Source organism: Promicromonospora sp. MEB111 (genome assembly GCF_030209445.1).
Classification (GTDB): domain Bacteria; phylum Actinomycetota; class Actinomycetes; order Actinomycetales; family Cellulomonadaceae; genus Promicromonospora.
The window spans coordinates 88,504-113,472 of record NZ_JARVSD010000001.1; the positions used below are offsets into that span (position 1 = coordinate 88,504).

Below are 24,969 nucleotides of genomic sequence, written 5' to 3' on the forward strand. Positions count from 1 at the left end.
CGTCAGGCGCCGATGAGGCGGAGGAAGCCGCCCAGCTCCATGAGGTGGCGTACGCCGTCGGCCTCCAGGTCGCCGGGCAGGTAGTCGGTGAGGCGGGGAGACGAGACCACGACGGCCCGCCACTGCGCGCGCGACACCGCCACGTTGATGCGGTTGCGCGCGAGCAGGAAGCCCATCCCGCGGGAGACGTTCTCGGGGGCCGAGGCGGCGAGCGTCAGGATCGCCACCGGCGCCTCCCGGCCCTGGAACATGTCGACGGTGCCGACGGGCACCCCACCGAGGCCTGCGGCGCGCAGGGCGTGGCGCACCGTGTGCACCTGCGCGTTGTAGGCCGCGACCACCACGACGTCGTCGGGGCCCAGCGGCCGGGCCGGGCGCCCGGCTCCTGGGTCCCACGTGCGGCCGACGAAACCCTGCACCTGGCGCACCACCTCGTCGGCCTCCTCCCGGGACGACGTCGAGCGCCCCTCGTGGACCACCGGGACGTGCACCACGCCGGGGACCACGCCGTCGAGCGAGCGCTCCGTCGTGACGGGGTGCGCCGAGAGCCGGCCGGCGTAGGAGAGCTGGGACACGGCCGCGCAGACCTCGGGGTGCATCCGCCAGGACTCGGGCAGCAGGTACCCGAGGCCGTCGGGCAGCACGGAGCTGCCGGCCGCGAGCCACGCGAGCGCCGACTCGTCCACCGGCTCGGGGTGCCGGCCCTGGCTGACCTGCGGAAGCTGCTGCGGATCGCCGAGCAGCAGGAGGCGCTGGGCGGCCCGGCCGACGGCGACGGTGTCGGCCAGCGAGAACTGCCCGGCCTCGTCGATCACGAGCAGGTCCAGCCCCTCGTCGGGCCAGCGCTCGTGCGCGAAGTCCCAGGCGGTGCCGCCCACCACGCAGCCGCCGGCGCTGCCGGCGGCGAAGTCCGCGAGCTGGCTGCCCGTCAGCTCCTGCCACGGGCCGGCCGGCTCCCTCTCGACACCCTTCGCCCGCTGCTTCTTGGCGACGACGTCGACGGATACGCCCGCCTTGTCGACGAGGCAGCTCAGCAGGTTCTCGACCGCCGAGTGCGACTGCGCGACGACACCCACCCGCCAGCCGGCGTCGACCAGCCGGGCGACCACGTGCGAGCCGACATGCGTCTTGCCGGTCCCAGGCGGGCCCTGCACCGCGAGGTACGAGTGGTCGAGCCGCTCGACGGCGGCGAGCACCGTGGCCTCGAGGTGGAGCCCGCCGACGTCTCCCCCACCGGTCGCGCCGGTGAGCTCCGGCAGGTCCCCGCCGCGCCGCCCCGTCGACGGGTCGATCAGCCGTGGCGGGCGGCGGCACAACAGGTCGACGGCGGCGCCGTCGGGCAGGGTGCGGTCCGCGTCCCACGCGGCGAGCGCCGCACGGGCGGCGTCCTCGGTCGCCCGCTCCTGCGCGTCGTGCGCGGGCCCGCGCTGCGGGGCGAGGGCGACGGGCGCCTGGTCGTGCGGTTCCGCTCCCCCGGAGAGCCGCTCGCGCAGGACCACAATGTCGCGGCCCCGGAGCGCGTTGTCGCTCTCGGGCTCCTCGCGGACCGCCAGGATCGCGCCGCCGGAGTGCTCGCCGCGCACGGCCCGTGCCTCCAGCTCGCCGACCACCGGTGGCACCGGCTGGTCGTACAGGAGGTGCACCGCGTCGCCGACACCCAGGTCGGACCCGTCGATGCGGGACCCGTCGAGCATGCGGCCCACCAGCTCGACCTCGCGCGAGGGAAGCCGGTCCCGACCCACGACGCTCCAGTCCCGCAGCATGCGCGAACGTTCCACGTGGAACGTCGACCGTCGGCCGGGCCACTCGTCCAGCGGCAGCTCGAGCCGCGCGAAGTGCTCCTGCCAGAACGGCTTCTCCTCCCGCTGGTAGTACCCGACGGCCGCGCCCAGCAGCGCGAGCGCTTGCACCTCCAGTGACCGCTCCCCCCGGTTCTCCCCGACCCGCTCCGCGATCTCCCCCGCCAGAGCCAGCCGCCGCTCCCGCCCCTCCCGCCGAGCCAACCCCCGCCCGGCCGCCGCTTCCCCGTTCCCCCCGCCCCCGGGCTCAGGCGCCCCACCCCCGCCAGACGAGGACTCACCACCCCCGGAAGGCGACCCGACCGCGAAGGCCGTGGGAAGCGAGACCCCGCGCGCGGATGTATCGGTTCCCGAAGTGGAGGGCCCCTTGGGGCCCGTGAACGCATCCGCGCGCGGGGTCTCGCTTCCCACGGCCGCCCCGACCACACCACCCGAAACAGGCCCGACCACCCCCCGCGCGAACCGCAACCAATCCAACAACCGCAACGTCGACCGACAGTCGTACTCGTTGTAGTCCAAGATCCGCTGCCGCAGCTCCGCCGCCCGCGAGTCCCCCTCAGCTGCCAGCTTCGCGTACTCCGCGTACTCCGTGACCGATGCCGTGGCGCTCGTGACACCTTCGCGCGCCGGATCGTCCTGCATGTAGAGCGGTTCGAGCTTCTTGATCGACTTCGACCGGTGGGAGATGCGCAGGGACGACCGGACCACGGCGTAGAGGTCGACGAGCACGCCGTCGCGCAGGAGCTGGTCCACCTCGTCCTCGTAGACGCCGTGCCGCGCCGCGATCGAGAGCAGATGCGTCCGCTCGTAGGCGGCGTAGTGGTAGACGTGCAGGTCCGGGTGCTCCGCGAGCCGGGCGTGGAGATGGTCCACGAACCGCACGAGCGCGTCGCGCTCACCCGCCAGGTCGTCGGCCCACAGCCCGTGGAAGGGCGGGTTGCCGCCGTCCGGACCGGGACGCTCGACCCAGCCGAAGAGGTAGTCGAGGCCCATGGCCGGCGCCTGGTCGTCGCCGGGCAGCCGCGCCTCCTCCCACAGGGGGTCCCCCTCGAAGTCGAAGAACACGTCGCCCGGGCTCGGTGGCGGGAGGCGATCGATCGCCTCGGTCGCCACGAGCTGCCAGCGAAGCCGTGCGTCGGGCCCCTCCGGGTCGACGCCGTCGGGCAGGTGGTCGAGCGCGACCGAGCCGTCGCCGTCGTCCAGCCCGAGCTGGAGGCGCGCCTGGGCGCGCAGGCCCTCGAAGCGGCCCGCGGCCATGCCGTCCGGCGGGTCCTCGGCGGTCGCGAGCGCGTCGATCGTGGTGATGCCGGACGCGGACAGCCTGGCCCGCTGCGCCCCGTACACCCCACCGACGAGCAGCACGTCGCGGCTCTCGTGGGCCGCCTCGGCGCAGTCCGGGCAGTCGCGCAGCCGGCCGCAGGCCAGGTAGCGCTCGTCGTGCCAGCGCACGGGACCCGTGTCGGCGACGTGCTCGTCCAGGACCTCGATCAGCCGGGCGCGCCGCTTGCGGAAGACCGGCAGCAGGTCGGCGAGCCGGTGCGACGTGGTCTCGCCGGTGCCGAGCACGAGGTGCACCTCGTCGGTCGGGTCGATCCGCGCCGCCATCAGCTGGTCCGCGTACGCGGCGAGCTGCAGCAGGGCACGCACCTTGGTGCGGCGGGCGAGCTTGGAGTCGTGCACGGCGTACCGCGGCCGGGAGACGTGCGCCTCGGCGTGCCGGGGCCACTGCTCGGGCGGCACGACCCCGCCCGAGCCACCGAGGCGGACCGTCTCCCCCAGCAGGTCGCGCACCAGGAAGTCGGCCCGGCCGTGGAACCGCCCGTCGAAGAACGAGGCCTGGTAGACGACGTCCGCGCCCCGCTCCAGGGCGGCCAGGGTGCGGTCGTGCGCGTCGACCAGCTCGTCCCGTGCCATGCGGCGGGCGGGCGCGACCTCGAGCACCCCGCCGGGGCCGTCGCCGTCGGCCGGACCGAAGGTACGCAGGTGCCCGGCGAGGACGCGGCGTTCGTGATCCTCACCGAGGGCCGCCGTGCGCGCGAGCATCTCGTCCTCCTCCCGCGCCCGGCGCGGGCTGCGGCCCAGGAGCTCGTCGAGGCGGCGCAGCAGGCGGAACTCGCACTCGCCCGCGACCACGAGGTCGCTGGCCGAGTGCACGAGCGTGCTGGCGTCGTCGCGCTCCAGGAGGAACATGCCCCCAGGTCTACCAGTGACCTCTGACACGAGCGCGCTACTGTCGCTCCCACACGCGGGAGAAATGTCCGGCATGGCCAGTGGTTCTGGCGCCGACCCGCCTGCATGGCCGATAGTGGGGCCGACCGTATCGAAGGAGCAACCATGCCCGTGCGCTTCAACCCGCCTCCGGGTTGGCAGGTGCCCCCGGGATTCCGACCCGACTCCACCTGGGCTCCCGACCCGTCGTGGCCTCCGGCCCCGCCCGGTTGGGACTACTGGGTCGACCGCCCCGACGCCCCCCAGCCCGATTCCGGACCCACGGGTGCCGCACCGCCGGCGCCCCTCGCACCACCAGCTCCCCCGGCACCGCCGGCTCCCGTCGGCGGCCCGGACGGGGGTGCCGACACGAGGACCGTCGCGATCCAGGTGATCGACGCTCCCGCCCGCCATCCGGCGCCCGCGCCCTCGGCGCCGCCCGCCATGGCCCCCGCGGACGCGATGGGCTCGACCATGACGATGGCGCCCATCGGCGCCCCGCCCGCCGCGGGACCGCCCCGGCCGGGCTCCGGGCCGCAGCCCGTCTACCCACCGCAGTCCGGGATGGCGCCACCGCCCCCGCCGCCCGAGGCCAAGAGCCCGGCGTCAGGCGTGCTCGCCGCCCTCAAGGGGCTCGGCGGCCGGAAGGCGACGACGCCTGCCGCCGCAGGCCCCGAACCACGGCCGGGCGCCGCCGGTCCCGGCCCGCTGAGCATCGACGACGCGCACCGCCGACCGGGCGGCTCCGTCCCCCTCGGCACCGTGGCGCCCGGGCCCATGGGCGCCGGCCGGCGCCCCGGCGGCCCGTCGCGCCAGAGCGGCTCGCGCCCGCCGGGCGCCGGGCTCATGGTCGCCATCGGCATAGCCGGGCTCGCGCTGGGTGTGATCATCGGCGTGGTCGTCACGGCCGGTCAGCAGGCCGACGCGAACCAGGCCATCTCCGACGCCCAGAACATCAGGTCGCAGATGGACGAGGCGCGCGCCGAGATCGAGGCCGACCAGGCGCAGGTCGACAAGCGCCGCGACGAGGTGGCCGAGCGCGAGAAGGCGCTGGGCGACCGCGAGGCGCAGGTCAAGGAGCAGGAGGCCGCGCTCAAGCAGCAGCAGGAACAACAGCAACAGCAGCAGGAACAGCAGGAGCAGGAACAGGAGGAGAACGGGAACGGAAACGGCAACGGGACCGTCTTCTACTGGAACTGTGACGCCGTACGCGCCGCGGGCGCGGCGCCCCTGCCCAACACGGCGCCCGGCTACCTGCCGCACCTCGACCGGAACGGCAACGGCATCGCCTGCGAGGACGGCGAGTAGCCCGAACAGCTCGGTCAGATCAGGACGAGAATGAGCGGGCCGAGGCAGATCCCCAGATTCTGCCTCGGCCCGCTCGGTTGTTCCCGGCCCGCGCCATCTCCCCAGACGAGACACGGACCGGGAAGTCTTATCCCCCGAAGAGTCCCTCCAGGAGTTCACCGAGACCGAGGGGATCCTCGTTCTCGGGAGCTTGGGTCGGCTCCTCGCTCGGAGCCGGGCTGGGCGACACACCGCCGTCGGGCAGGATCTCGCCCGTCGCGGCGAGCTGCGACGCCTCGCTGATGTCGATCAGGCACAGCCGCCAGACATCGGCGTCCACGCCCTTCGGCGCCTGCCAGAACGCCTTGCCGGTGAGTCCCGGCGGGGCGGTCCAGCTCGTGCCCGTGCGCTGCGCCACGCAGGCCTCCATCGCGGGCACCTCGTTCGCCTGCGGGTCCTCGACCAGCAGCGGCGCGAGCTCCGCGACGAGCGGCGTGGGTTCCGCGGCCTGCGGCGTCGCCACGGTCTTGCCCGCGACGTCGTGGATGACCGCGCACTCGGGCGACGTGCTGCGGCACCAGGACGCGCTCCAGGTGTCCTGGCTCGCGTAGACGAAGCCGCGCGGCTCCGCCGTCGAGCGGTCCACCTGCAGCACGCGCATCCACACGCTGCCGTCGCCGAGCACGTCGAACGGCGTGACCGGGAGCGACGCGCCCGCCTGGGGCGCACCGGCCTCGGACCCCGGTGACGCGGACGCCCCCTGCGCGTCCGCGGCACCATCGGTCTGCGGGTCGTCGAAGACCAGGAACTGGTCTCCCTCCTCCGCACCGGAGGAGAAGCCGAACACGAGGGCCGGGCCGCCGTCGGACGGCAGGACCATCGCGTCGGACGTGACGCCGCGCCAGAGCAGGGTTCCACCGAGGTTCCCCGCGCGGAGGTTCTGCAGGGCGGTGTCGCCGCCCGCCAGGACCTCCAGGTCTGTGGCGCTGTGCCGGCCGTCGATCTTCGCCAGGGTCACGACCGCCAGGTAGCGGTCGCCCCCTCCGGCGGGGAGGCCGAGGTCGAGCACAGCGGTGTCCGCGTCGACGCGGTACGCCGCGGGCTGCGCCACGGAGGTCACTCCGGGCGCGAGCTTCGCGAGCTCCGTCGCCAGGTCCGGCGTCGGGATCGCGGTGGCCGACGGCGGCGGGGGGTCGACCTCGACCGTCGCCATCGGTTCCGCCGACTCGAGGGGTGACACCTCTACCGGGGCGCTGCTCCAGAGCCCCGGGATCCCCGGGAGCGCGCCCGCCGCACCGGCGCCGGCCGTGGCCAGCACGAGCGTCGAGGCCAGCGAGACGCCGGCCCGGCGCACGGCGTGCTTGCGCCGGCTCGACCGCAGGACGCCGTCCAGGTCGAGCGTCGACGCGGGCACCGACGCGTGCGCCGACTCGCGGAGCCGGGCGACGAAGTCGTCGTCGGGCGCGCCGTGGGAGAGGTTCATGTTCATCGCGTTCCGCCCAGCGAGTCGAGATCGAGGATCGCGCGCAGGTGGGCGAGGCCGCGCGAGGCCGTGGACTTCACGGTGCCGAGGGGGATTCCGAGCTCGGTCGAGACCTCGGACTCCGAGAGATCCAGGAGATGGCGCAGCACCACGACGCGGCGCTGCTTGATCGGGAGGCGCAGGAGGGCGCGCACGACGGTGTCGCGGTCGTCCACGGTGCGCGTGGGCATCCGGCTCGACGCACGGGCCACGCGGACGTCGTCCTGCGGCAGCTCGTCGGGTCCGGTCAGCACCTCGCGCCGCGTACGGCGCCAGGCATCGATACGCAGGTTCGCCAGGACACGGCGCGCGTACACCAGCGGGTCGCCCTGGCGGGCCTTGTGCCAGTGCCGGTAGCAGCGCTCGAAGGTCTGCTGCGTGAGCTCCTCCGCACGGTGGGCGTCACCGCTCAGGAGGAAGGCCATCCGGTGCAGTGGATCCTTGGCCTCTCGCATGAACGCGGTGAACTCTTCGTTCTTCGAGACCTGTGCGTTCCTGCGCGCGTGAGTGGCCCTCGGCCGGTCTGTACGCACGGGGAGCGAGGGTACGTCATCCGGCTCCCCCGACCCACCTCGAACCACCGTGAGCGGTCGGGTGGCGGGGACCGGTTCGGCCGTTCCCCTGCGAGGTCTGTCCTTGGTCCTGCCGAGGGTGCCGTTCGACGCGGCCGCGGGCCCGGGCTCCGGGTCACGCTCGGTCGTGGCTGCCGGGTCGGCGTCTCCGTCGTCCGCGACCGGCACGATCGCGAGCTCCGCCGCCGACCTCGGCGTCGAGGTGGATGAGGAATCTGGGGTGTTCTGCTGGGTGGTCACGTTCTCCAGGTCGTCCGCAGAGCTGGAGTCGGCGCGCACGACGCGCAGGACCACGGGCTTGGGGGCCCGGGACTCTGGCGCTCGAACACGCGGACTCGTGACTGTCACGAACGGAACACGGCCTCACCGGGACGAAGGTTCCATTTTGGTTCAGAGAAATTTTCCGGGCTGTGCGTGGCCGGGGCGGCCGCGCCGTCCGCCCCACGACGAAGCACGTGTCAGACGTACAGGTCACAGGGGTGACCTGTACGTCTGACACGTGCTTGTCCGGGGTGGGTCAGCGGCGGAAGTCCAGCGTCCCCAGGAAGGTGTGGAGATCCCGCAGGCCCTGCTCGCCGCCGTCGAACTCCACCACGAGGAACAGGTTCTCGCCCTGGTCCTCCTGGTGGATGTAGATGTCGACCCAGTAGTAGTCGGTCTCTCCGTCGACGTTGTGCGCGGTCGGGATCACCTCGGCGTAGTCGGCGCCGGGGACGTCGATCATCTGGGACCCCGGGTTTCCGGACGGCGTCCACCAGTTGCCTCCGGGCTTGCCGCCCTGGACGTACACCCGCTCGAGCACGTCCTTGTCCTCGGCGGCCCGCGCCTTCTCCTCGGCTGTGGCGTCGGTCCACAGCTTCAGCGTCTCCTGGTCGATGCCGGGATCCACGTGCATGACCGTCTGCCCGGTCCACTCCACGCCCGGCGAGAACTCACCCTCGGTCTCCGTCGAGGTCCAGCCCTCCGGCACCGCGAACGTCAGGCCGTTGTGCTCGGTCCGGACCCAGTCGGCCGGGATCCCGCGCTCGATGGCGTCGAGCACCGGGGCCGAGAACTCCGGCAGGTACCAGTCGGGCTCGCCCGCCTCCTTGAGCCAGAGGTTCCCGACGAAGTTCCGCAGCATCTCGTCACCCTCGGCGTTCGCCGTGAACCGGGTGTCGATGATCCAGCCCTCGTCGCCGCTGCGGATGGTGATGGTCGCGGGCCGCACCTTGCCCTCGCGGGCGTGCTGCTCGATGACCACGAGGTCGGCGCCCTCGATGTCGAGCGTCGTCGCGCCCGAGTCCTTCGGCGGCGCGGTCCAGTCCGCGACGTCGAACACGTTGCGCAGCTCGATCGTGGCATCCATGTCGTCGATGGTGCCGGACTCGGCCATGCCGTAGGCCCCCGGGAGATCCGGGGCCAGCCAGCCGGCCACGCCGCCCGCGTTGACGTCGCCGACGGCGATCCAGCCGCCCGGCGGGACCTCGTACCAGAGCCCGCCGAGGATGTAGGGGGCTGCGCCCGCACCCTCGACCACGCCGCGCTCGACGCCCGGGAGCACGGGCAGCGTCCCGCCACCGGTCTCCAGGTAGGTGGTGGGCACGTCGCTCGGTTCCGGCGTCGGCTCGGCCGTCGGGTCCGCCGACGGCGACTGGGTGGACGGGGCCGACTCGGTGGTCGTCTTGACCGTGCCGGGCAGGGGCCCCTGCCGGTCGGCGTAGATCGCCCCGGCCACGCCGATGCCGGCGCCCGTCAGCACCACCGCGGCGACACCGGCCGTCACCGTCGTCACGACCCGGCGCCTGCGCACGGTCCGCACGGCCCGGGTCGCCATGGCCACCGGGTCGAGACCCTCGGGCGGCTCGACGGTCGAGCTGGCGGCCCGCAGGTCGGCGAGCACCGCGGCGTCCTTCTTGGCGTGGATGTCGTGCACGTTCACGATCGGCTCCCTTCGCGGCCGGGCACCACGAGGGTGCGGAGGCGCTCCAGAGCGCGTGAGGCGGTGGACTTGACCGTCCCGGTGGAGATGCCGAGCTCCGCGGCGGTCTCGGCCTCGGACCGATCGAGCAGGTAGCGCAGCACCACCACCCGGCGCTGCTTGACGGAGAGCGCCAGGAGGGCGCGGACCAGGCGGTCGCGGTCGGCCAGCCCGGCGTCCGACGCCGGGGCGCTCGTCTCGCGCAGGCCGAGCGCCGGCTCGTCGGTGAGCACCTCGCGGCGGGTGCGGCGCCACGTGTCGATGCGGGCCGTCGCCAGCACGCGGCGCGCGTAGGCGAACGGGTCGCCGTCGCCCACCTTCCTCCAGGCCTTGAACGTGCGCTCGAGGGCGAGCTGCACCAGGTCCTTGGCCCGGTGCTCGTCGCCGCTCAGCAGGTACGCGATGCGGTACAGCGCGGGGGTGTTCGCCTGCGCGAACGCCGTGAAGTCGGCGACCGGGTCGAGGCTGGTCCGGACGACGGGGATCTCGCCGGTGCCCTGCTCGGGTTCCAGGGTCACCGCCACCTCGCTCATCCGGTACACCACCGGGTGGTGTGGCCGGCGTGCCCCGGCGTTCGTTCACGGCGCACTGCGCGCCGCATCGTGTGCGTCATGCACCTTAGACGCAGCCGGGGCCCGTCGGGGTTCCGTCCTTTCCGAACGGAAACGTGTCAGATGTACAGGTCACCCAGGTGACCTGTACATCTGACACGGGTCAGAGCACGTGCGCCAGGAAGTCCCGGGTGCGCTGCTCCTGCGGGTCGTCCAGGACCTTGCTCGGCGGCCCCGACTCGACGATGACGCCGTCGTCCATGAACACGACGTGGTCGGCGACCTCCCGGGCGAACCCGATCTCGTGCGTCACCACGATCATCGTCATGCCGGACCGCGCCAGGTCCTGCATCACCGACAGCACCTCGCCCACGAGCTCGGGGTCGAGGGCCGACGTCGGCTCGTCGAACAGCATGAGCTCGGGGTCCATGGCGAGCGCGCGGGCGATCGCCACGCGCTGCTGCTGGCCGCCGGAGAGCTGTGCCGGGTAGTGGTCGACCCGGTCGGACAGCCCCACCCGCTCGATGAGCTCCTGCGCGCGCTGCCGGGCCGCCTTCTTCGAGAGTCCCCGCACCTGCACGGGCGCCTCCATGATGTTCTCGAGCGCCGTCATGTGCGGGAACAGGTGGAACCGCTGGAAGACCATGCCGATGCGCGAGCGCTGCTTCGCGACCACCTTGGGGTGCAGCCGGTGCAGCACACCCTTGGCGTCCTCGCGGTAGCCCATGAGGTCGCCGCCCACGACGACGGAGCCGCCGGTGATCTCCTCCAGCTCGTTGATGCAGCGCAGGAGGGTGGACTTGCCGGAACCGGACGGCCCGAGGATCACGGTGACCTCGCCGCGCGCGACGTCGAGGTCCACGCCCTTGAGCACGTGCACGGCGTCGTGCCCGTGGCCGAAGACCTTGTGCACGGCGCGGACGGACACCATGTCCCTGGAGCCGGCCGGGGCGGCCGCTGCGTCGGAGATGGCGCTCATGGTGTCACGTCCTTGTTCACGTCTTCCTGCACGGTCCCGGCGGCGGCGATCGCCGCCTGCCTGCCGCCGGCCGGACCCTTGCCCCGGCCCCGCCGGCGGGTGGTCGTCCCGAACCCGCGCCCGTAGTACTGCTCCAGGTAGTGCTGGCCCACCATCAGGATCGAGGTGATGAGCAGGTACCAGAGCGCAGCGATGACCAGCAGCGGGATGGGCAGGAAGTTGCGGTTGCCGATCGCGCTGGTGGCGTAGGTCAGCTCGAGCGTGAACGGCACGGCGACCACCAGCGAGGTGGTCTTGAGCATCGAGATGGTCTCGTTGCCCGTCGGCGGCACGATCACGCGCATGGCCTGCGGCAGCACGACGCGCCGCATGATCTTGCCGTCCTTCATGCCGAGGGCCTTCGCCGCCTCGGTCTGCCCCGGGTCCACGGAGGTCAGCCCGGCGCGCACGATCTCGGCGAGGTAGGCCGCCTCGTTGAGCGCCAGGCCGAGAAGAGCCGCCCAGAAGGCGGTGATCACGTCGTCGGTGCGGAACGAGAAGAACTCCGGCCCGAAGGGGATGCCCAGCGACAGCCGCGGGTACAGCACCGCGATGAGGCCCCAGAAGATGAGCTGCGTGTAGATCGGCGTGCCGCGGAAGAACCAGATGTAGACCCAGCTCACCCAGCGCATCACCGGGTTGTCCGAGCGGCGCATCATCGCGAGCACGACCGCCAGGACCACGGCGATCGCCATGGAGGCGAACGTGAGCACCAGGGTCCACATCACGCCCCGGATCACGACGATGTCACGCAGGTAGAGCCAGACCACGTCCCAGCGGAAGTTCTCGTTCGTGATCAGCGCGTTGGCCGCCATCGCGGCCAGGATCAGCACGACCACCGCTGCGACGAGGCGGCCGGGGCGCGGCACGGGCCGCGCGTGGATGCGGTTGGGCACAGGGTCGCTGCCCGACGCGGGTGTCTGCGTCGTCACGTCACCCTTCCTTCCCTCGAAAAGTTGAGTGCACGGTACCTGTGGTCCGCGCCGGGCGCGGACCACAGGTGCCGTGCACCGGCGGACGGGTCACTCGGCGGGGTTGAGCTCCGCCTCGTCCACCACGGCGTCCGCGCTGCCCCAGGCGGTGAAGACCTCGCCCAGGGTGCCGTCGTCGATGAGCTTCTGCACCGCGGCCTGCACGGCCTCGGTCAGGTCCTCGTCGTCCTGCGAGACGACGATGCCGTAGGGCGCCGCGTCCAGGACGTCGCCGATGGTCTCGATCTCGCCGGAGGTCTGCTCCACGGCGTACGCGGTGATCGGCGAGTCGGCGTACATGGCCTGGAGCTTGCCGCCCACGAGGTTGGTCGTGACGTCGGCCTGCGACTCGTAGCGCACGACGTCGATCGGCTCCTCGCCGTCCTTCTCGCACTGCTCGGTGGCCGCGGTGAGCTCGTCGTCCTGGATGGTCGAGGTCTGCACGCCGATGGTGGTGCCGCACAGGGCCTCGGGGTCGAACTCCTCGGGGTTGCCCGCGGCCACGCCGTACTGCGAGCCGGCCATGGCGTAGCTGATCATGTTCGCCTCGGCGGTGCGCTCGTCCGTGATGGTGAACGCCGAGATGCCCACGTCGTACTTGGAGCCGATGGCGGGGATGATCCCGTCGAACGCGGCCGACTGGACCTCGGCCTCCAGGCCGAGCACGGCGGCCACGGCGCTGATCGTGTCGACGTCGAAGCCGACCGGCGTCTTGCCGTCGACGTCGATGAACTCCGCGGGCGCGTACGCGGTGTCGGAGCCCACGGTCAGGGTGCCCTTGTCCGCGATCTCCTTCGGGAGCAGCGCGGCGATCTCCTCGTCGACCTCGACGGACGACGGGTCGAACGACGCCGCGGCGCTGGCCTCGTCGGAGGCTCCGTCGGAGCCGGCGGGCTGCTGCGAGGCGTCGGTGCATGCAGTCAGCACGAGGGTGGCGGCGGCAAGTGCGGCCGCGGCGGTCAGGGCGGGAAGCCTGCGCATCAGGGGTCTCCTGGTCGGGTTTTTTGATCGTCTCGCGAGGCCCCCGGCGACCCGACAGATCTCTGTCATCAGGGGAGCAGAGAACCCGACGGCGCACGTGGCGCCTCGACTCGAGTCTCACCCAACCGTGACTGGTCCCTGGCGTAAACCCGCAAGTTAGAGACCATTGTCACACTGTGATGAAGGGCATGTTTCTGCTACATTTCGCCCAGCTCACAGCGCCTGACCTGCAAAGACGCCGATCCGACGCCGTTCGCGATCCTGACCGTCCGCCCGTGCGGGAATCGGCCCGTCAGGTGTCGTGCTCGACGGGCTTGTCCGGGCGACCCCCGGGGCCGCCGTCGTCCTCCCAGCCCTCCGGCCAGTCCGTCCGGTCGGGCCGCCGCACGATCGCGACGATGCTGGCCGCGAGCCCGCCCCAGAGCACCACGATCGAGATGACCATCAGGATGATGGCTGCGCCGCTCATGACCGACCTCCGTAGCTCGGCCAGACGTCGTACACGTCCGGCTCGACCCGCCACCGCATCCGGGTGAGCACGAAGGCCGCCACGAACAGCACCACCACCGTGCCCCAGCCCACGGCCAGCAGGTACCACCCGGCATAACCCTCGTAGCCGTCCTGGACCAGGCTGACGATCCGGTTGACCAGCATCGCCGCGAGCACCACGGGGCCGAGGACCACGACGCAGAAGGACCACCAGCGACCCACCGCGATGGTGGAGACCGCGTTCAGGTGGAACCGCATCTCCTCCGTGCGGCGCAGCACCCAGCCCAGCAGCACGCACATCGCGATGGCGGAGAGCACGATGCCGATGTTGTTCGCCCACTGGTCGACCGTGTCGAGCGCGATCAGGCCGGTGGTGGTCGAGAAGGCCACCACCGACAGCACCCCCGACACCAGGCCGATGCGCACCGAGGCCTGACGGCGGGACCAGCCGAACTTCTCCTGGAACGACGCCAGGACGACCTGGACGATGGAGAGCAGCGACATGAAACCTGCCATGACCAGCGAACCGAAGAACAGCGCCCCGAAGAGCGGGCCCGCCGGCATCTGGGAGACCAGGGCGGGGAACGTCATGAACGCGAGGGTCGGCCCGCTGATCCCCTCGAGCTCCGCCAGCCCCACCCCCTCCTGGTGCGCGAGAAAGCCGAGCCCGGCGAACACGCCGATACCGGCGAAGATCTCGAAGGCCGAGTTGGAGAACGCGACGACCAGGCCGGGCGACGTCAGGTTGGCGCGGCGCCTGCGGTAGGACGCGTAGGTGATCATGATGCCGAACCCGACCGACAGCGTGAAGAAGGTCTGGCTGTAGGCCGCGATCCACACGTTCGGGTCGGCCATCACCGCCCAGTCGGGCGTGAACAGCGCGTTCAGCCCGTCGGTCGCACCGGGCAGGAACAGCGCGCGCACCACGAGCGTCCCGAACGCCAGGATCAGCAGGGGCATGAAGACGAGGTTGATCTTCTCCAGCCCCTTGGCCACCCCCGCGGCCAGGACCACGATGGTCGCCGCCCAGACGAGCGCCAGCGGGATCAGCACCGCGGGCACGAAGTCGAGCGTGAACCACGGGTCCGCGCCCCCGACGTCGGCCAGCCGGAGGTAGTCACCGGTGAAGAAGGCCACCGTGTCGTCACCCCAGCGCAGGTCGAAGGAGTACACGAAGAAGCTGAGCGCCCACGCGATGATCACCGCGTAGTAGACGGCGATGACGAAGCAGATGGCCACCTGGAACCAGCCGAGCCCCTCCAGCCAGTGCTTCACCCGCCGGAAGGCCAGCGGTGCCCCGCCGCGGAACCGGTGCCCGATCGCGTAGTCCAGGAAGAGGATCGGGATGCCCGCCGTGAGCAGCGCGACGAGGTAGGGCACGATGAACGCGCCCCCGCCGTTCTCGTAGGCCACCCCCGGGAACCGCCAGATGTTCCCCAGCCCGACGGCGGACCCGACGGCGGACAGGATGAACCCCAGCTGCCCGCTGAACTCCTCGCGCTTCTCGGGCGCCGCTGCCGTGCTCTGCGCGTCGCTCATACCCCGATCCTGCGAGACAAACGCCGCGAGCGCGAAAGCAGACGCCCTGGGCAACATTTCACCCGGCCCGGGTTGCCGGCGCGCTCACCGACGGAGCGCACCGGCCGGGCTCACCGGCCGAGCAGCTCCTCCACGTAGCCGCCGCGGAACTTCCCGGCCGGGTCGAGGCGCGCGGCCAGCGCGGCGAAGTCGTCGAACCGCGGGTACAGGGCCGGCAGGTCCGCCACCGGCACGGTGAACAGCTTGCCCCAGTGCGGCCGGGCGCCGAGCGGCAGCAGGACCGCCTCCAGCTCGGGCAGCGCGGCACGCACGGCGGGCCAGTCCTGCCGCCACGTGAAGTGGAGCGCCAGGCTGTCCCCGGGCGCAGTGCTCAGCCACAGGTCGTCGCCCGCGACGGTACGGATCTCGGACGTGAGCAGCAGCGGGCCCAGCCGGTCCCCGAGCGCCCGCACGGCGCGGACGGCGTCGGGCCCCGCCGCGCGCGGCAGCAGGTACTCGGACTGGAGCTCCTCGCCCAGCGACGGCGTGAAGTCCAGGCGGAAGTGCGGCAGCCGCTCGAACCACGGCCCAGGCACCCCGCCCTGCTCGGTGCAGGCGACGGCGGCGACGCCGGGCAGGGGGTGCATCGCGCCGGCGACGGGCGCGGCGCCCAGGCCGGTCAGCAGGTCTGCCGCCGGGGCGGGCCCGGCGGCGCCGGCGTCGTCCACCCGGGACTTGCACCAGACCAGGCGGACGTCGGGCTCGAACCAGCTCGTGAAGACGCTGACGGAGTACGCGCCGCCCAGCACCGCGTCGAGGTTCTCGGTGAGCGCGTCCCAGGGCAGCCCGGTGAAGACGTCCTGGCGCACGTCGAAGGTGGGCACGGTCGCGAGCTCCACCCGGGTCACGACGCCGAGGGCGCCGAGCGCCACCACGGACCCGGGGAAGTCCGCGTCGCCGCGGCGCAGGGTCAGTGCCTCCCCGGAGGCGGTCACGAGCTCCAGCCCGACGACGTCGCCGGAGAGCGAGCGCGTCCCGTCACCGGAGCCGTGGGTGCCCGTGGCGACCGCGCCGGCGACCGAGATGTGCGGGAGGGAGGCCATGGCGGTGAGGGCACGGCCGCTCGCGTGCAGGTCGGCGACGACGTCGCCGTAGCGCAGGCCGGCGCGCACGGACGCCACGCCCGTGGCGGGGTCGACCTCGAGGGCCGGGCGGCCGTCGTCGAGCTGGTCGAGCTGGACGTGCACGCCCGTGGTGTCGGCGACGTCCGAGAACGAGTGGCGGGATCCGAGGGCCCGGACGCGGGGCTCGCCGGCGACGATGCCGGCAAGCTCCGCGAGGGTCCGGGGGCGCTCGGTGCGCGCGGAGGAGTACGTGAGGTTCGCTGCCCAGTTCTTCACCGGACCAGGGTGCCACCCCCGCGTCCGATCGGACGCGGTCGTTCACATGGCGTTCGGTTCAGGGTTCGGCGCAGGACTCAGGCGCTTGCGCCGGCGTTGCGTACCACCGGGATCCGCTGGCTGATACCGACCATGTCCAGGACCTCCATCACCACCGACGACGGCTCGCGGAGCTGGACGGGCGAACCCGTCTCCTCGCCGAGCACGAACACCTGGAGGATGAAGGCGACCCCGGAGGAGTCGATGAACGTGACGTCCCGGGCGTCGACGATGACGGGATCGGGATCGGGTCGTGCGGCGAGCATGGCCATGGCCTCGCTCGCGTTCTCGCGCAGCAGCGCGTCGATGTCACCCCAGAGGGTCAGCACCGTGCCCTCGTAGGTGTTCCGGCAGGCGATACCGGATCCCAGGCGTCCGGGAACCACGTCCTGCGCTGAGTCTGACGGGAGAGGGTCCATGGGGTCATTCGCTCCGTCCTGCATTGGTCGGGCCTCGACTTCGTTGACACTTGCTTCGGTACTACTGACGCGGACGTCAACTTGGACACTTCTTGGTGCTGTCTGACCGCTCCTTGCCCCGGCAGGGCAAGAATTGCCTAGGGCGAGTGTTCACCCGACACCAGGCTTCCGTCCACCCCCCAGGCGTTACGGTCACGTTGCACGGAGGAGAATTACCGTGCTTCCGCGTGCTGCGGTCCGGTTCGGCGCCCGCCGAACGTGGCTCAGGCGGGGTCGGTCACGTCCGCAACCGTGGCGTCGAGCGCCGACGTGAGATCGACGGAATCGACCGTGGCACCCACACCGTGGGCACCTCCGCCGATCGACACAGGCCCCGGCTCTCCGAGCCGTGAGTCCGCGACGACGGGCCACCTGTGCAACGACCCGAACGGGGTGATGGTTCCCCGCTCATAGCCCGTGACCTCGAAAGCCACGTCCTTGTTCGGCATCGACAGCCGCGAGACGCCGAGGAGCGCGCGGAGCTTTGGCCAGGAGATCTGCCGGTCGCCCGGGACGAGCACGAAGAGGAAGTCGTCGTCGGCACGACGCACGACGATCGTCTTGATCAGCTTCGCGGGCTCCACCCCGCGCGCGGCCGCGGCCTCGGCGAGGCTCGCCACCTGTCCGTGCCGGGTGATCTCGAACGGGATACCCGCCGCCTCGAGCGCGGTGACAGCGCGTTCTTCGCTCATGAAATTTCCTATCCTGAAAACGCGAGTCTTCGTTGTCTCGCAATATGGTCAAGACTCTGCTGCGAGATGCCTGCTCAGGCGTCGTACTCGGTGCGCTCGGTGCGCCAGTACTCGGCCCCGTCCCGCGTGCGCTGCACGAGGCCGTGGTCAACCATCGCACGCCGTACCCCCGCGGGGTCGTACGACAGCTCCCGCAGGCGGTCCGTCAGCTCACGCTCGGTCACCGGCTCCAGGAGCGTGGGCAGCGCCTGGACCGCCAGGTACCGCGTCACCGCGATCTTGTCCCGCCAGCGCCGCGGCATGGTCTCCAGTCGACCCGAGCGCAGGAAGCGCCGCGGGTCGCCGGCCGCCTCCGCGCCCGGTGTCGCCCCCCGCTCCGTCGGCTCAGCCGCCATCCGTCAGCTCAGCTCCGGCCGGCGGGGCCGGCGGCTCGACCGGACCACGGTCGCCTTCGAGAGGGTCCCGAGCAGGCTGGACGACGTCGTGGTGCCCGTGCCGTCGTCCGGGTCCTCGTCCGGCGTCGCGCACGGGTCCTCCTCGCCGGTGGTGCCGCCGTCCGTGCCGTCGTCGGCGGCGGTGCCGTCCGTGGCCGTCGTGTCGGAGCTCGGAGCGGCCGACTCGGCCGTCCCGGGCTCGGTCTCCGGGCACTCCTCGGACGGGTCCGGGTCCTCCCCCGTCGGGGTGGACGGCGACGGGCTCGGCGAGGGGTCCGGGGTCGGCTCCTCGCTCGGCTCCTCCGACGGCTCCTCGCTCGGCTGCTCCGACGGCTCCTCGCTCGGCTCCGTCGGGTCCGGGCTCGGCGTGGGCTTCGTCGTCGGGGTCGTCGGCTTGGGCGTCGGCTCGTCCGGCGTGGGCTTCGGGGTCGGCTTCGGCGGCTTCTGCGACGGCGGGTTGTCGCTCGGGTCGTCCGACGGCTTGGTGGACGGCTTGTCCTTGCCGTCGCTCGGCTTCGGGTCGAGCGAGGGCTTGTAGCGCGGGCTCGTGGAGTCGGTGGGCGTCCAGGTACCGACGTCGGACGCGTCGATGGCGCGGTTCGGGATGGAGCCCGCCGCGAAGAACTCGAAGTGCCACGGCTCCGGCTTGGCGCCGCCGAGCTGCGCCCAGGACGGGTTGTCCCAGCCGTAGTCGGGGCCGTGCAGGCGCAGCCAGACGTACTCGGGGGAGCCGCCGCCGGCGATCGGGTTGCCCAGGTCGACGGCGAGACCCCAGCCGTGGTTCGACGTGCCCGGGATCGCCGCGAGGTGCGGCTTGGTGTGCGCCACCGCGACCTGGAGCTCGTAGGACCGGTAGGAGTCCGTGATCGGGATCGGGTAGCCGAACTCCTTCTCGAACTCCACGTTCAGCGCCGTGAACCGCTCGGCGGCGTCGCAGCGCAGCATGTGGCCGGGCGCGAACTCCAGCGGGCACAGCACGTCGGCGGGGATGCGCCCGTTGGCGTAGCCCAGGGTGGAACCGCCGAACATGGTCACGACGTCGAGCAGGCTCTCCCGGAGCGAGACCCCGGCGCGCTCGCCGAGCCCCTCGACCTCCACCAGCGCGTTGGGCACCGACGGGTCCAGCATGTTCGCCAGCCGGACGGCGGCGATGACCACCTGGTCGTAGGTGACATAACCGGACTGCGGGTCGGCGGCGTCCGGCTCGATCACGGAGGTGCGGTCGTTCGATACCTGCACGGCGGGCGGGGTGTCCTCGTCGGACGGCGTCCGGGTGTCGTCCTGGTCGGTGTCGCCGCTCTTGTCGGCGTCGTCGTCCGCGCCGTCCTGCCCGGTACCCGACGGCGGGACGTCGGCGTCCTGCGACCCCCGGGCGACCGGGGCGTCCTCGACGCGGAGGCCCTCGTTGTTCTCGCCGAAGGCGAGCTGCTGCATCTGGTAGGTCGTGTAGAGCATGCCGAGCTCGGCCGCGGCCTGGGCGACCGTCGGGCTGAAGTCCGGGCCCTGCTCGCGCGCCTCCTGCTCGGCGCGCTCGAGGACCGCGACGATCTGGCTCAGCGTCACGCCCTCCGGGGCGGTCTCGGTCTCGCCGACGGTCACGCTCTGGAGCAGCCCGTAGAGCCGGATCGGCAGGTCGCCGCCGTCGCGGGAACCCTGCGAACCGGGGACGCTCGCCGCTGCCGTGACCAGCACGCCCGCGGCGATCACGGTCGCGACTGCGCCGGTCCACGCGGTGCGGAGGTACTTGCGCAGTGCCGCACGGGGAATGTGCGGAACGAGCGTCTTCGCTGGGTTCACGCGTCTCCCCCTCGGTCGGTGCGCTGCCTCATCGTGCACAGTGCATGCCGTTCGGATCCTTACACAGCAGTATCACGATCTGGTGAACTCAGGTGGAGTAATTATCGGCGCGCAGGTGAACCACCCTCTCGGAGGGAAGACGCTCTACGCGGCAGCCGGTGACGACCCCACGATCGACAAGAGTAACGATTCGGGCGTACAACGCAATGAAGTCTTCCTGGTACATCTCCGGATGCTTCACACTGACCCGGGTCCGTACGGGCGCAGTCGCGCCCGCAACCGAGCGGCCGGAAGTGTGGCCGTGAAAGGAAGTCCCCATGACCGAGACTCCCAACGCACCCGCAGTCCAGGGCACCGTCGAGGACCCGCAGTCGAACGTCCTCGCGATCGTCGGCTTCGTGCTCGCGTTCGTCGCGCCCCCGATCGGGATCATCCTCTCGGCGATCGCCGTGTCGAAGGCCGGCAAGACGGGTATCGACAGCAAGCTCGCGAAGTGGGGTCTGGCCCTCTCGATCATCTTCACCGTGCTCTACCTGGTCTTCGTCACGCTCGGCGTCGTCGCGGCCCTGTCGCTCCCGGCCGGCGCGTCCATGTGACCTGAGGTCGCACGCCTCCGGCGCCCGCGTGCGCGCCCGGCAGCACCGTCCACAGCACAGAGGCTGTCGCTCCCCCGCGGGGCGGCGGCCTCTGTCGCTCCTGAGGCCTGATATCGGTCTATCCAAGACCATTGGGATACTCCACAATATGGCCTGACATTTCCGAAAACCTGCAACCAGGGGAGCACTTCCACCATGACCACGCCCGACACCACGACCCCCGAGGCCACGACCGAAGAGAGCGCGGCCGCGGCTGCCACGGAGGTCGTGGAGACCGAGCCTGCCGAGCCGGCGGCGACGTCCGAGGCGAAGGCAGAGACCACGGCCCCCGCCGGCGAGCCGGCCACCGAGGCGCCCGCCGCCGAGGCCGCCGTCGCCGAGACCGCTCCCGCAGCCCTCGCCGCCGAGGCTCCCGTGGCCACCGCGACCGAGGTCGCCGCCCCGGCCGCCGCCGGCGCCGTCGCCGCGCCCGCCGTCGAGGAGGAAGAGGACCCGCAGACCACCGTCTTCAGCCTGGTCACCTTCTTCCTCGCGGCCCTGCCGATCATCGGCGTCATCCTGAACGCCATCGCGGTCGCCCGTGCCGGCAAGGAGGGCTTCGACCTGTGGCTCGCCCGCTGGGGCCTCGCGCTCGCCATCGTCGAGACCGTCGGCGCCCTGATCCTGGTCGGCATCGGCTACTACTTCGGCCTGCTCACCGCCGGCGCCGTCTGAGCAGCTCGCGGCCCCTCCGAGGTCCGCTCCCACCGAGCCTCCCCCGCGCGGCTTCTCCCCAGACGCCGCGCCGGGCCGCCTCGGCAGGAGCGGACCTCGTGCCGTACGCCGGACCTGACTGCCCCGTAACCCACCAGACCGGGTGAAATTTCGCTAACCTACACATGGTGGTCATTTGGCTGTCATCGGACGCCTCGACCATGAACGGGCCCAGGTCGGTCTCGAGGAAGGTCTGTCCCATGTCGCAGCTCGTCGTCCACCCGGACCCCCGCCGCGGGTCTCGCGTCCGTCATCTGATCGCATGGGTCACGACCCTGGCGCTCGTCGCGCTCCTCGTGACGGTGCAGCCCCAGGCCGCGAGCGCCTACCCGCCCGGCCTCCCGTCCAAGGCGGTGGCGCAGTCGGAGCTCGATGCGCTGACGGTGCGCGCCGAGAGCGCGTCCGCACCGTACGACCGGGATCTCTTCCCGCACTGGATCACGGTGAACGGGTGCACCACCCGCGAGACGGTGCTGAAGCGGGACGGCGACGGCGTGGTGGTGGGCAGCGACTGCTACCCGACGTCGGGCAGCTGGTACAGCGAGTACGACGGCCAGACCCGGACCGCACCGGCCGACATCTCGATCGACCACGTCGTGGCGCTGGCCGAGGCCTGGTACTCGGGCGCGAGCACATGGACGACGGCCCAGCGGCAGGACTTCGCGAACGACCTCACCGGCCCGCAGCTCATCGCGGTCACGGCCGAGGTGAACAGCTCGAAGAGCGACAAGGACCCTGCCGAGTGGGTCCCGCCGCTCGCGAACAAGCGCTGCGCGTACTCGAAGATGTGGATCCACACGAAGTCGCGGTGGGGCCTGAGCGTGGACGCGGCCGAGAAGGCCGCGCTCCAGCCGCTCCTGAACTCCTGCTCGTACTGAGTCTCCTGCTCGTACCGACCCGCCTTCCCGCGCCGTCGGGCGCCCAGGTCACCGTGTGACCTGGGCGCCCGGCAGGTGGGCGAGGGCGCGGCGCAGCACCTCCTCGGCGTCGAGCACGGCCTGGTAGGCGTCCCGGCACGCGGCGTACCCGGCGCAGGCGGCGTCGACGACGGCGATGGCCGACCGGGACAGCGCGTCGACCTCGTCGGGTTCGGCGCTCCCGCCGACCGAGGAGAGCCCGGCGGCCAGGTGCCGGGCGACCCGCAGGCGGGCGACACCGGTGGTGTGGAGCGTCCGGCCGGACTCCAGGGCCGCCGCGTACCCGTCGAAGGTGTCGGCCACGGCGTCGAGGCCGCGCGTCCCGGAGACCGTGCCGGCGCGACCGCGCAGGGCGGTGCCCATGGTCCGCAGGCTCGTCGCGGCGTCGCGGACGGCCCGCGCGCGGCCGCGGACCTCCGCGGGGCTCCCGCCGGGCAGGTGGCCGACGGCCGGCTCCCAGTCGGACGCCGCGACGCGCAGGTCGCCGACCAGGATCTCGACGTACTCCGGGACGTCCAGGTGCTCGAAGCCCTGGCGCCGGCGACTCAGCTCGTCGATCCGGTGCTCGCACAGGTCGACGAGCTCGCCGAGGCTCACGCCGGGCCTTCGGCCGCGGACCGGGCCTGGCCGGTCGCGTCGGACGTGCGCACCGGGCGGACCGGCAGGGGGCGTGGCCCCGTCGGCCGGTCGGGGCCGGAGGGCTCGACCGGTTCCTCGGTGCCGGCTCCCGCCTCGGACCGCACCGGCGCGGGGCCTGGCGCCCGCTCCCCGGTTCCGGCCGGCACGAGCGGCCCCATCACCGACAGGACCCGCTGGATCTTGGCGATCTCGCGGAGCGCGGCGGCCGGGTCGGCCTCCTGGCCCGCCGTACGCAGCACGTGCCCGACCGCGGCACGGGCCGCCGTCGGGCCCTTCACCACCGCCTCGCCGAGCGCTATGACGTCGGCGAGCCCGGCCAGCCGCACGGTGATGGCGACGCGCCGCGTCGTGGGCCAGCCGACGCCGGCGGCGTTCAGCCGCTGGACCGAGCGGGCGATGGCCTCCGGGCTCACCGGGTGCCCTCCGCCGTGCCGTCGTCGACCCCGCGCTGCTCTGCCATCCAGCTTCCTCTCCGGCGTCCCCGCACGTCACAGGGATTTTCGGCAGCCTAGGCGGCGGGCGACCGGGGCGACATGGGGAGCGATCCCCATCGGACGCCGGATGCCCGCGGCACCGGACCGGTGCCATCGGCGGCCCGGGGGCTGTTGACGGATCATCCCCTTGCCGTGAGTCTGGTCGGGCCGCGGCCCGCGGGCCGCGTTCGCACTGCTCCACTCTCCATCGACGGACGAAGTACGAGCACAGGGAGAACCGATGACAACGCTGTCAGAGACGCCCTCGAACCGCACGCACCGACGCATCAGGAGAAACCCCGGCGTACCGCCCGGGCGGCGGGCCAACAGCCTCGCCGCGGCCCTCGCCGCGGCCTGCCTGCTGGCAGTGCCGCTCGCCCCCGCTCCCCCCGCCGAGGCCGACGCCGCGACGACGTCCGCACCCGTGACCGCACAGGCCGCGACCACCCGGCCGGCGACCACCCGGGCCGCGCAGCTCGCCGAGATCTGCGACATCTACTGCGACGCCAGGGACCCCGCGTCCGCGACCGGCGACCGCGTGCCCGTGACCGCCACGATCCACGGCCGGACTCTCCGGCTGCACGTCTCGGACCCGGACGTCATGGGCTGGGGCTCGATCGAGGGCGGCCAGCCCGGCGACGAGGTGTGGCTGGACCGGTCGTTCGACGGCGGAAAGACCTGGGCGTCCGGCAGCCGGCTCGGCGCCACGACTGTCCCGGGCGGCTCGACGGGCTGGCGCACGCAGATGTACAACGTCGACGACTGGAACAACACCGGCGTCGGCGCGCTGCGTGCCTGCGGCAAGGCGGGCGACCGCGCCGAGATCGCCTGCACGGCCTGGGCCCGCAACGACCGCAACGCGTGGAGCCGGTCCACGCAGGCCGCCACCGCGCTGATGATGCTCTGGGACCGGAACACGGGCCTGTTCGAGACCAACGGCTGGTGGACGGGTGCCACCGCGCTGACCGCCGTCATCGACAACGCCCGGATCAGCGGGATGAACAGCTACCGGTACGCGATCGCGCAGACCTACGACAAGAACGTGAACGCGCGCGACGGCCAGTTCCGCAACGAGTACCTGGACGACACCGGCTGGTGGGGCCTCGCCTGGGTCGCCGCCTACGACCTCACGGGCGACAGCCGGTACCTGAGCACCGCTCGCGCCGACGCCGACCACATGCGGGCGTACTGGACGAGCACGTGCGGGGGCGGCGTCCAGTGGAACACGGGCATCGCGTACAAGAACGCCATCACCAACGAGCTGTACGTGCAGCTCAACGCGGCGCTGCACAACCGCATCCCCGGCGACACCGCCTACCTGCAGCGGGCGCAGGAGGGCTGGGACTGGTTCGAGGCCAGCGGCATGATCAACTCCGGCAACCTGGTCAACGACGGGCTGAACGACTCCTGCGTGAACAACGGCGAACCCACGTGGACCTACAACCAGGGCGTGATCCTCGGGGCCCTGGCCGAGCTGCACCGGGCCACCGGCGACGCGGCGCTGCTGGAGACCGCCCGCGACCTGGCCGACGCCTCGACCACGTCCTCGTACCTCAACCCCGGCGGGATCCTCCGGGAGGTGAACGAGGGCGACGACTGTCACAGCGACGGCGCCTCCTTCAAGGGCGCCTACGTGCGCGGCCTGGGCAAGCTCAACGCCTACCTGGCCGACCGTCCGTACGGCGCGTACCTCGACCGGCAGGCCGACGCCGCGTACGGCAACGACCGCGACGCGCTCGGCATGTACGGCCCGCACTGGGCCGGGCCGCTCGTCCGGCCCGCGTCGGGGCACGGCTGCCAGCACGGGGCGCTGGACCTGCTGAACGCGGCGGAGGCCGGCTAGACCTCGTGTCAGACGTACAGGTCACCCCTGTGACCTGTACGTCTGACGTGGC

Annotated in this window: 22 protein-coding genes; 5 read left to right on the forward strand and 17 right to left on the reverse strand. The window is 72.3% G+C overall.

Going from position 1 to position 24,969, the window contains the following annotated elements:
- Window positions 1-2 precede the first annotated feature (2 nt).
- Window positions 3-3,989 (reverse strand): TM0106 family RecB-like putative nuclease, encoded by a 3,987-nt coding sequence (locus QRN56_RS00395; protein ID WP_285100486.1) that lies wholly within the window; start codon window positions 3,987-3,989, stop codon window positions 3-5.
- 408 nt (window positions 3,990-4,397) lie between these two features.
- Between QRN56_RS00395 and QRN56_RS00400 the strand changes: the two genes are divergently transcribed.
- Window positions 4,398-5,315, forward strand: a complete 918-nt coding sequence (locus tag QRN56_RS00400) for an excalibur calcium-binding domain-containing protein (RefSeq protein WP_285100487.1) — start codon at window positions 4,398-4,400, stop codon at window positions 5,313-5,315.
- Window positions 5,316-5,442: 127 nt separating this feature from the next.
- Here QRN56_RS00400 and QRN56_RS00405 read toward each other — a convergent pair whose 3' ends face one another.
- The 14 genes from QRN56_RS00405 to QRN56_RS00470 form a co-directional block, all read right to left on the reverse strand.
- Window positions 5,443-6,777: a hypothetical protein gene (locus tag QRN56_RS00405; RefSeq protein WP_285100488.1), complete on the reverse strand. Its 1,335-nt coding sequence runs from the start codon at window positions 6,775-6,777 to the stop codon at window positions 5,443-5,445.
- 2 nt (window positions 6,778-6,779) lie between these two features.
- Window positions 6,780-7,397 (reverse strand): SigE family RNA polymerase sigma factor, encoded by a 618-nt coding sequence (locus QRN56_RS00410; RefSeq protein WP_502928735.1) that lies wholly within the window; start codon window positions 7,395-7,397, stop codon window positions 6,780-6,782.
- A 508-nt stretch (window positions 7,398-7,905) separates the two neighbouring features.
- On the reverse strand, window positions 7,906-9,309 hold the full coding sequence (locus QRN56_RS00415) for a hypothetical protein (RefSeq protein ID WP_285100490.1): 1,404 nt from the start codon (window positions 9,307-9,309) through the stop codon (window positions 7,906-7,908).
- The gene (locus QRN56_RS00420; protein ID WP_285100491.1) at window positions 9,306-9,881 is read right to left on the reverse strand and encodes a SigE family RNA polymerase sigma factor; all 576 of its coding nucleotides are present in this window, start codon (window positions 9,879-9,881) and stop codon (window positions 9,306-9,308) included. The genes QRN56_RS00415 and QRN56_RS00420 overlap by 4 nt, the downstream gene beginning before the upstream one ends.
- A gap of 181 nt (window positions 9,882-10,062) precedes the next feature.
- A complete protein-coding gene (locus tag QRN56_RS00425) occupies window positions 10,063-10,878 on the reverse strand; it encodes an amino acid ABC transporter ATP-binding protein (protein ID WP_502928732.1) in 816 nt (271 codons plus the stop codon).
- On the reverse strand, window positions 10,875-11,849 hold the full coding sequence (locus tag QRN56_RS00430) for an amino acid ABC transporter permease (protein WP_285100492.1): 975 nt from the start codon (window positions 11,847-11,849) through the stop codon (window positions 10,875-10,877). Before QRN56_RS00430 ends, QRN56_RS00425 begins: the two co-directional genes overlap by 4 nt.
- Before the next feature lie 90 nt (window positions 11,850-11,939).
- The gene (locus QRN56_RS00435; RefSeq protein ID WP_285100493.1) at window positions 11,940-12,869 is read right to left on the reverse strand and encodes an ABC transporter substrate-binding protein; all 930 of its coding nucleotides are present in this window, start codon (window positions 12,867-12,869) and stop codon (window positions 11,940-11,942) included.
- 292 nt (window positions 12,870-13,161) lie between these two features.
- Window positions 13,162-13,338, reverse strand: a complete 177-nt coding sequence (locus QRN56_RS00440; RefSeq protein WP_285100494.1) for a methionine/alanine import family NSS transporter small subunit — start codon at window positions 13,336-13,338, stop codon at window positions 13,162-13,164.
- Window positions 13,335-14,897 (reverse strand): sodium-dependent transporter, encoded by a 1,563-nt coding sequence (locus QRN56_RS00445; protein ID WP_285100495.1) that lies wholly within the window; start codon window positions 14,895-14,897, stop codon window positions 13,335-13,337. The genes QRN56_RS00440 and QRN56_RS00445 overlap by 4 nt, the downstream gene beginning before the upstream one ends.
- A gap of 110 nt (window positions 14,898-15,007) precedes the next feature.
- A complete protein-coding gene (locus QRN56_RS00450) occupies window positions 15,008-16,276 on the reverse strand; it encodes an FAD-binding protein (RefSeq protein ID WP_285100496.1) in 1,269 nt (422 codons plus the stop codon).
- A 77-nt stretch (window positions 16,277-16,353) separates the two neighbouring features.
- Window positions 16,354-16,701 (reverse strand): STAS domain-containing protein, encoded by a 348-nt coding sequence (locus QRN56_RS00455; RefSeq protein WP_285100497.1) that lies wholly within the window; start codon window positions 16,699-16,701, stop codon window positions 16,354-16,356.
- A 296-nt stretch (window positions 16,702-16,997) separates the two neighbouring features.
- Complete coding sequence (locus QRN56_RS00460) at window positions 16,998-17,465, reverse strand: aminoacyl-tRNA deacylase (protein ID WP_285100498.1); 468 nt, start codon at window positions 17,463-17,465, stop codon at window positions 16,998-17,000.
- A gap of 74 nt (window positions 17,466-17,539) precedes the next feature.
- On the reverse strand, window positions 17,540-17,860 hold the full coding sequence (locus tag QRN56_RS00465) for a DUF2087 domain-containing protein (RefSeq protein ID WP_285100499.1): 321 nt from the start codon (window positions 17,858-17,860) through the stop codon (window positions 17,540-17,542).
- Between the two features lie 3 nt (window positions 17,861-17,863).
- Window positions 17,864-19,696 (reverse strand): M15 family metallopeptidase, encoded by a 1,833-nt coding sequence (locus tag QRN56_RS00470; RefSeq protein ID WP_285100500.1) that lies wholly within the window; start codon window positions 19,694-19,696, stop codon window positions 17,864-17,866.
- Between the two features lie 317 nt (window positions 19,697-20,013).
- Between QRN56_RS00470 and QRN56_RS00475 the strand changes: the two genes are divergently transcribed.
- From QRN56_RS00475 to QRN56_RS00485, 3 genes are all read left to right on the forward strand, one after another.
- A complete protein-coding gene (locus tag QRN56_RS00475) occupies window positions 20,014-20,292 on the forward strand; it encodes a hypothetical protein (RefSeq protein ID WP_285100501.1) in 279 nt (92 codons plus the stop codon).
- Between the two features lie 195 nt (window positions 20,293-20,487).
- Window positions 20,488-21,006 carry a hypothetical protein gene (locus QRN56_RS00480; protein WP_285100502.1) on the forward strand — a complete coding sequence of 173 codons (519 nt, stop codon included), beginning with the start codon at window positions 20,488-20,490 and terminating at the stop codon, window positions 21,004-21,006.
- A gap of 239 nt (window positions 21,007-21,245) precedes the next feature.
- A complete protein-coding gene (locus QRN56_RS00485) occupies window positions 21,246-21,923 on the forward strand; it encodes an HNH endonuclease family protein (RefSeq protein WP_285100503.1) in 678 nt (225 codons plus the stop codon).
- Between the two features lie 48 nt (window positions 21,924-21,971).
- Here QRN56_RS00485 and QRN56_RS00490 read toward each other — a convergent pair whose 3' ends face one another.
- A complete protein-coding gene (locus tag QRN56_RS00490) occupies window positions 21,972-22,559 on the reverse strand; it encodes a hypothetical protein (RefSeq protein ID WP_285100504.1) in 588 nt (195 codons plus the stop codon).
- Window positions 22,556-23,014, reverse strand: a complete 459-nt coding sequence (locus tag QRN56_RS00495; protein ID WP_285100505.1) for a hypothetical protein — start codon at window positions 23,012-23,014, stop codon at window positions 22,556-22,558. Before QRN56_RS00495 ends, QRN56_RS00490 begins: the two co-directional genes overlap by 4 nt.
- Window positions 23,015-23,315: 301 nt before the next feature.
- On the opposite strand from QRN56_RS00495, the gene QRN56_RS00500 reads away from it, so the two are divergent.
- Window positions 23,316-24,917 (forward strand): glycoside hydrolase family 76 protein, encoded by a 1,602-nt coding sequence (locus tag QRN56_RS00500; protein ID WP_285100506.1) that lies wholly within the window; start codon window positions 23,316-23,318, stop codon window positions 24,915-24,917.
- Window positions 24,918-24,969: the final 52 nt, after the last annotated feature.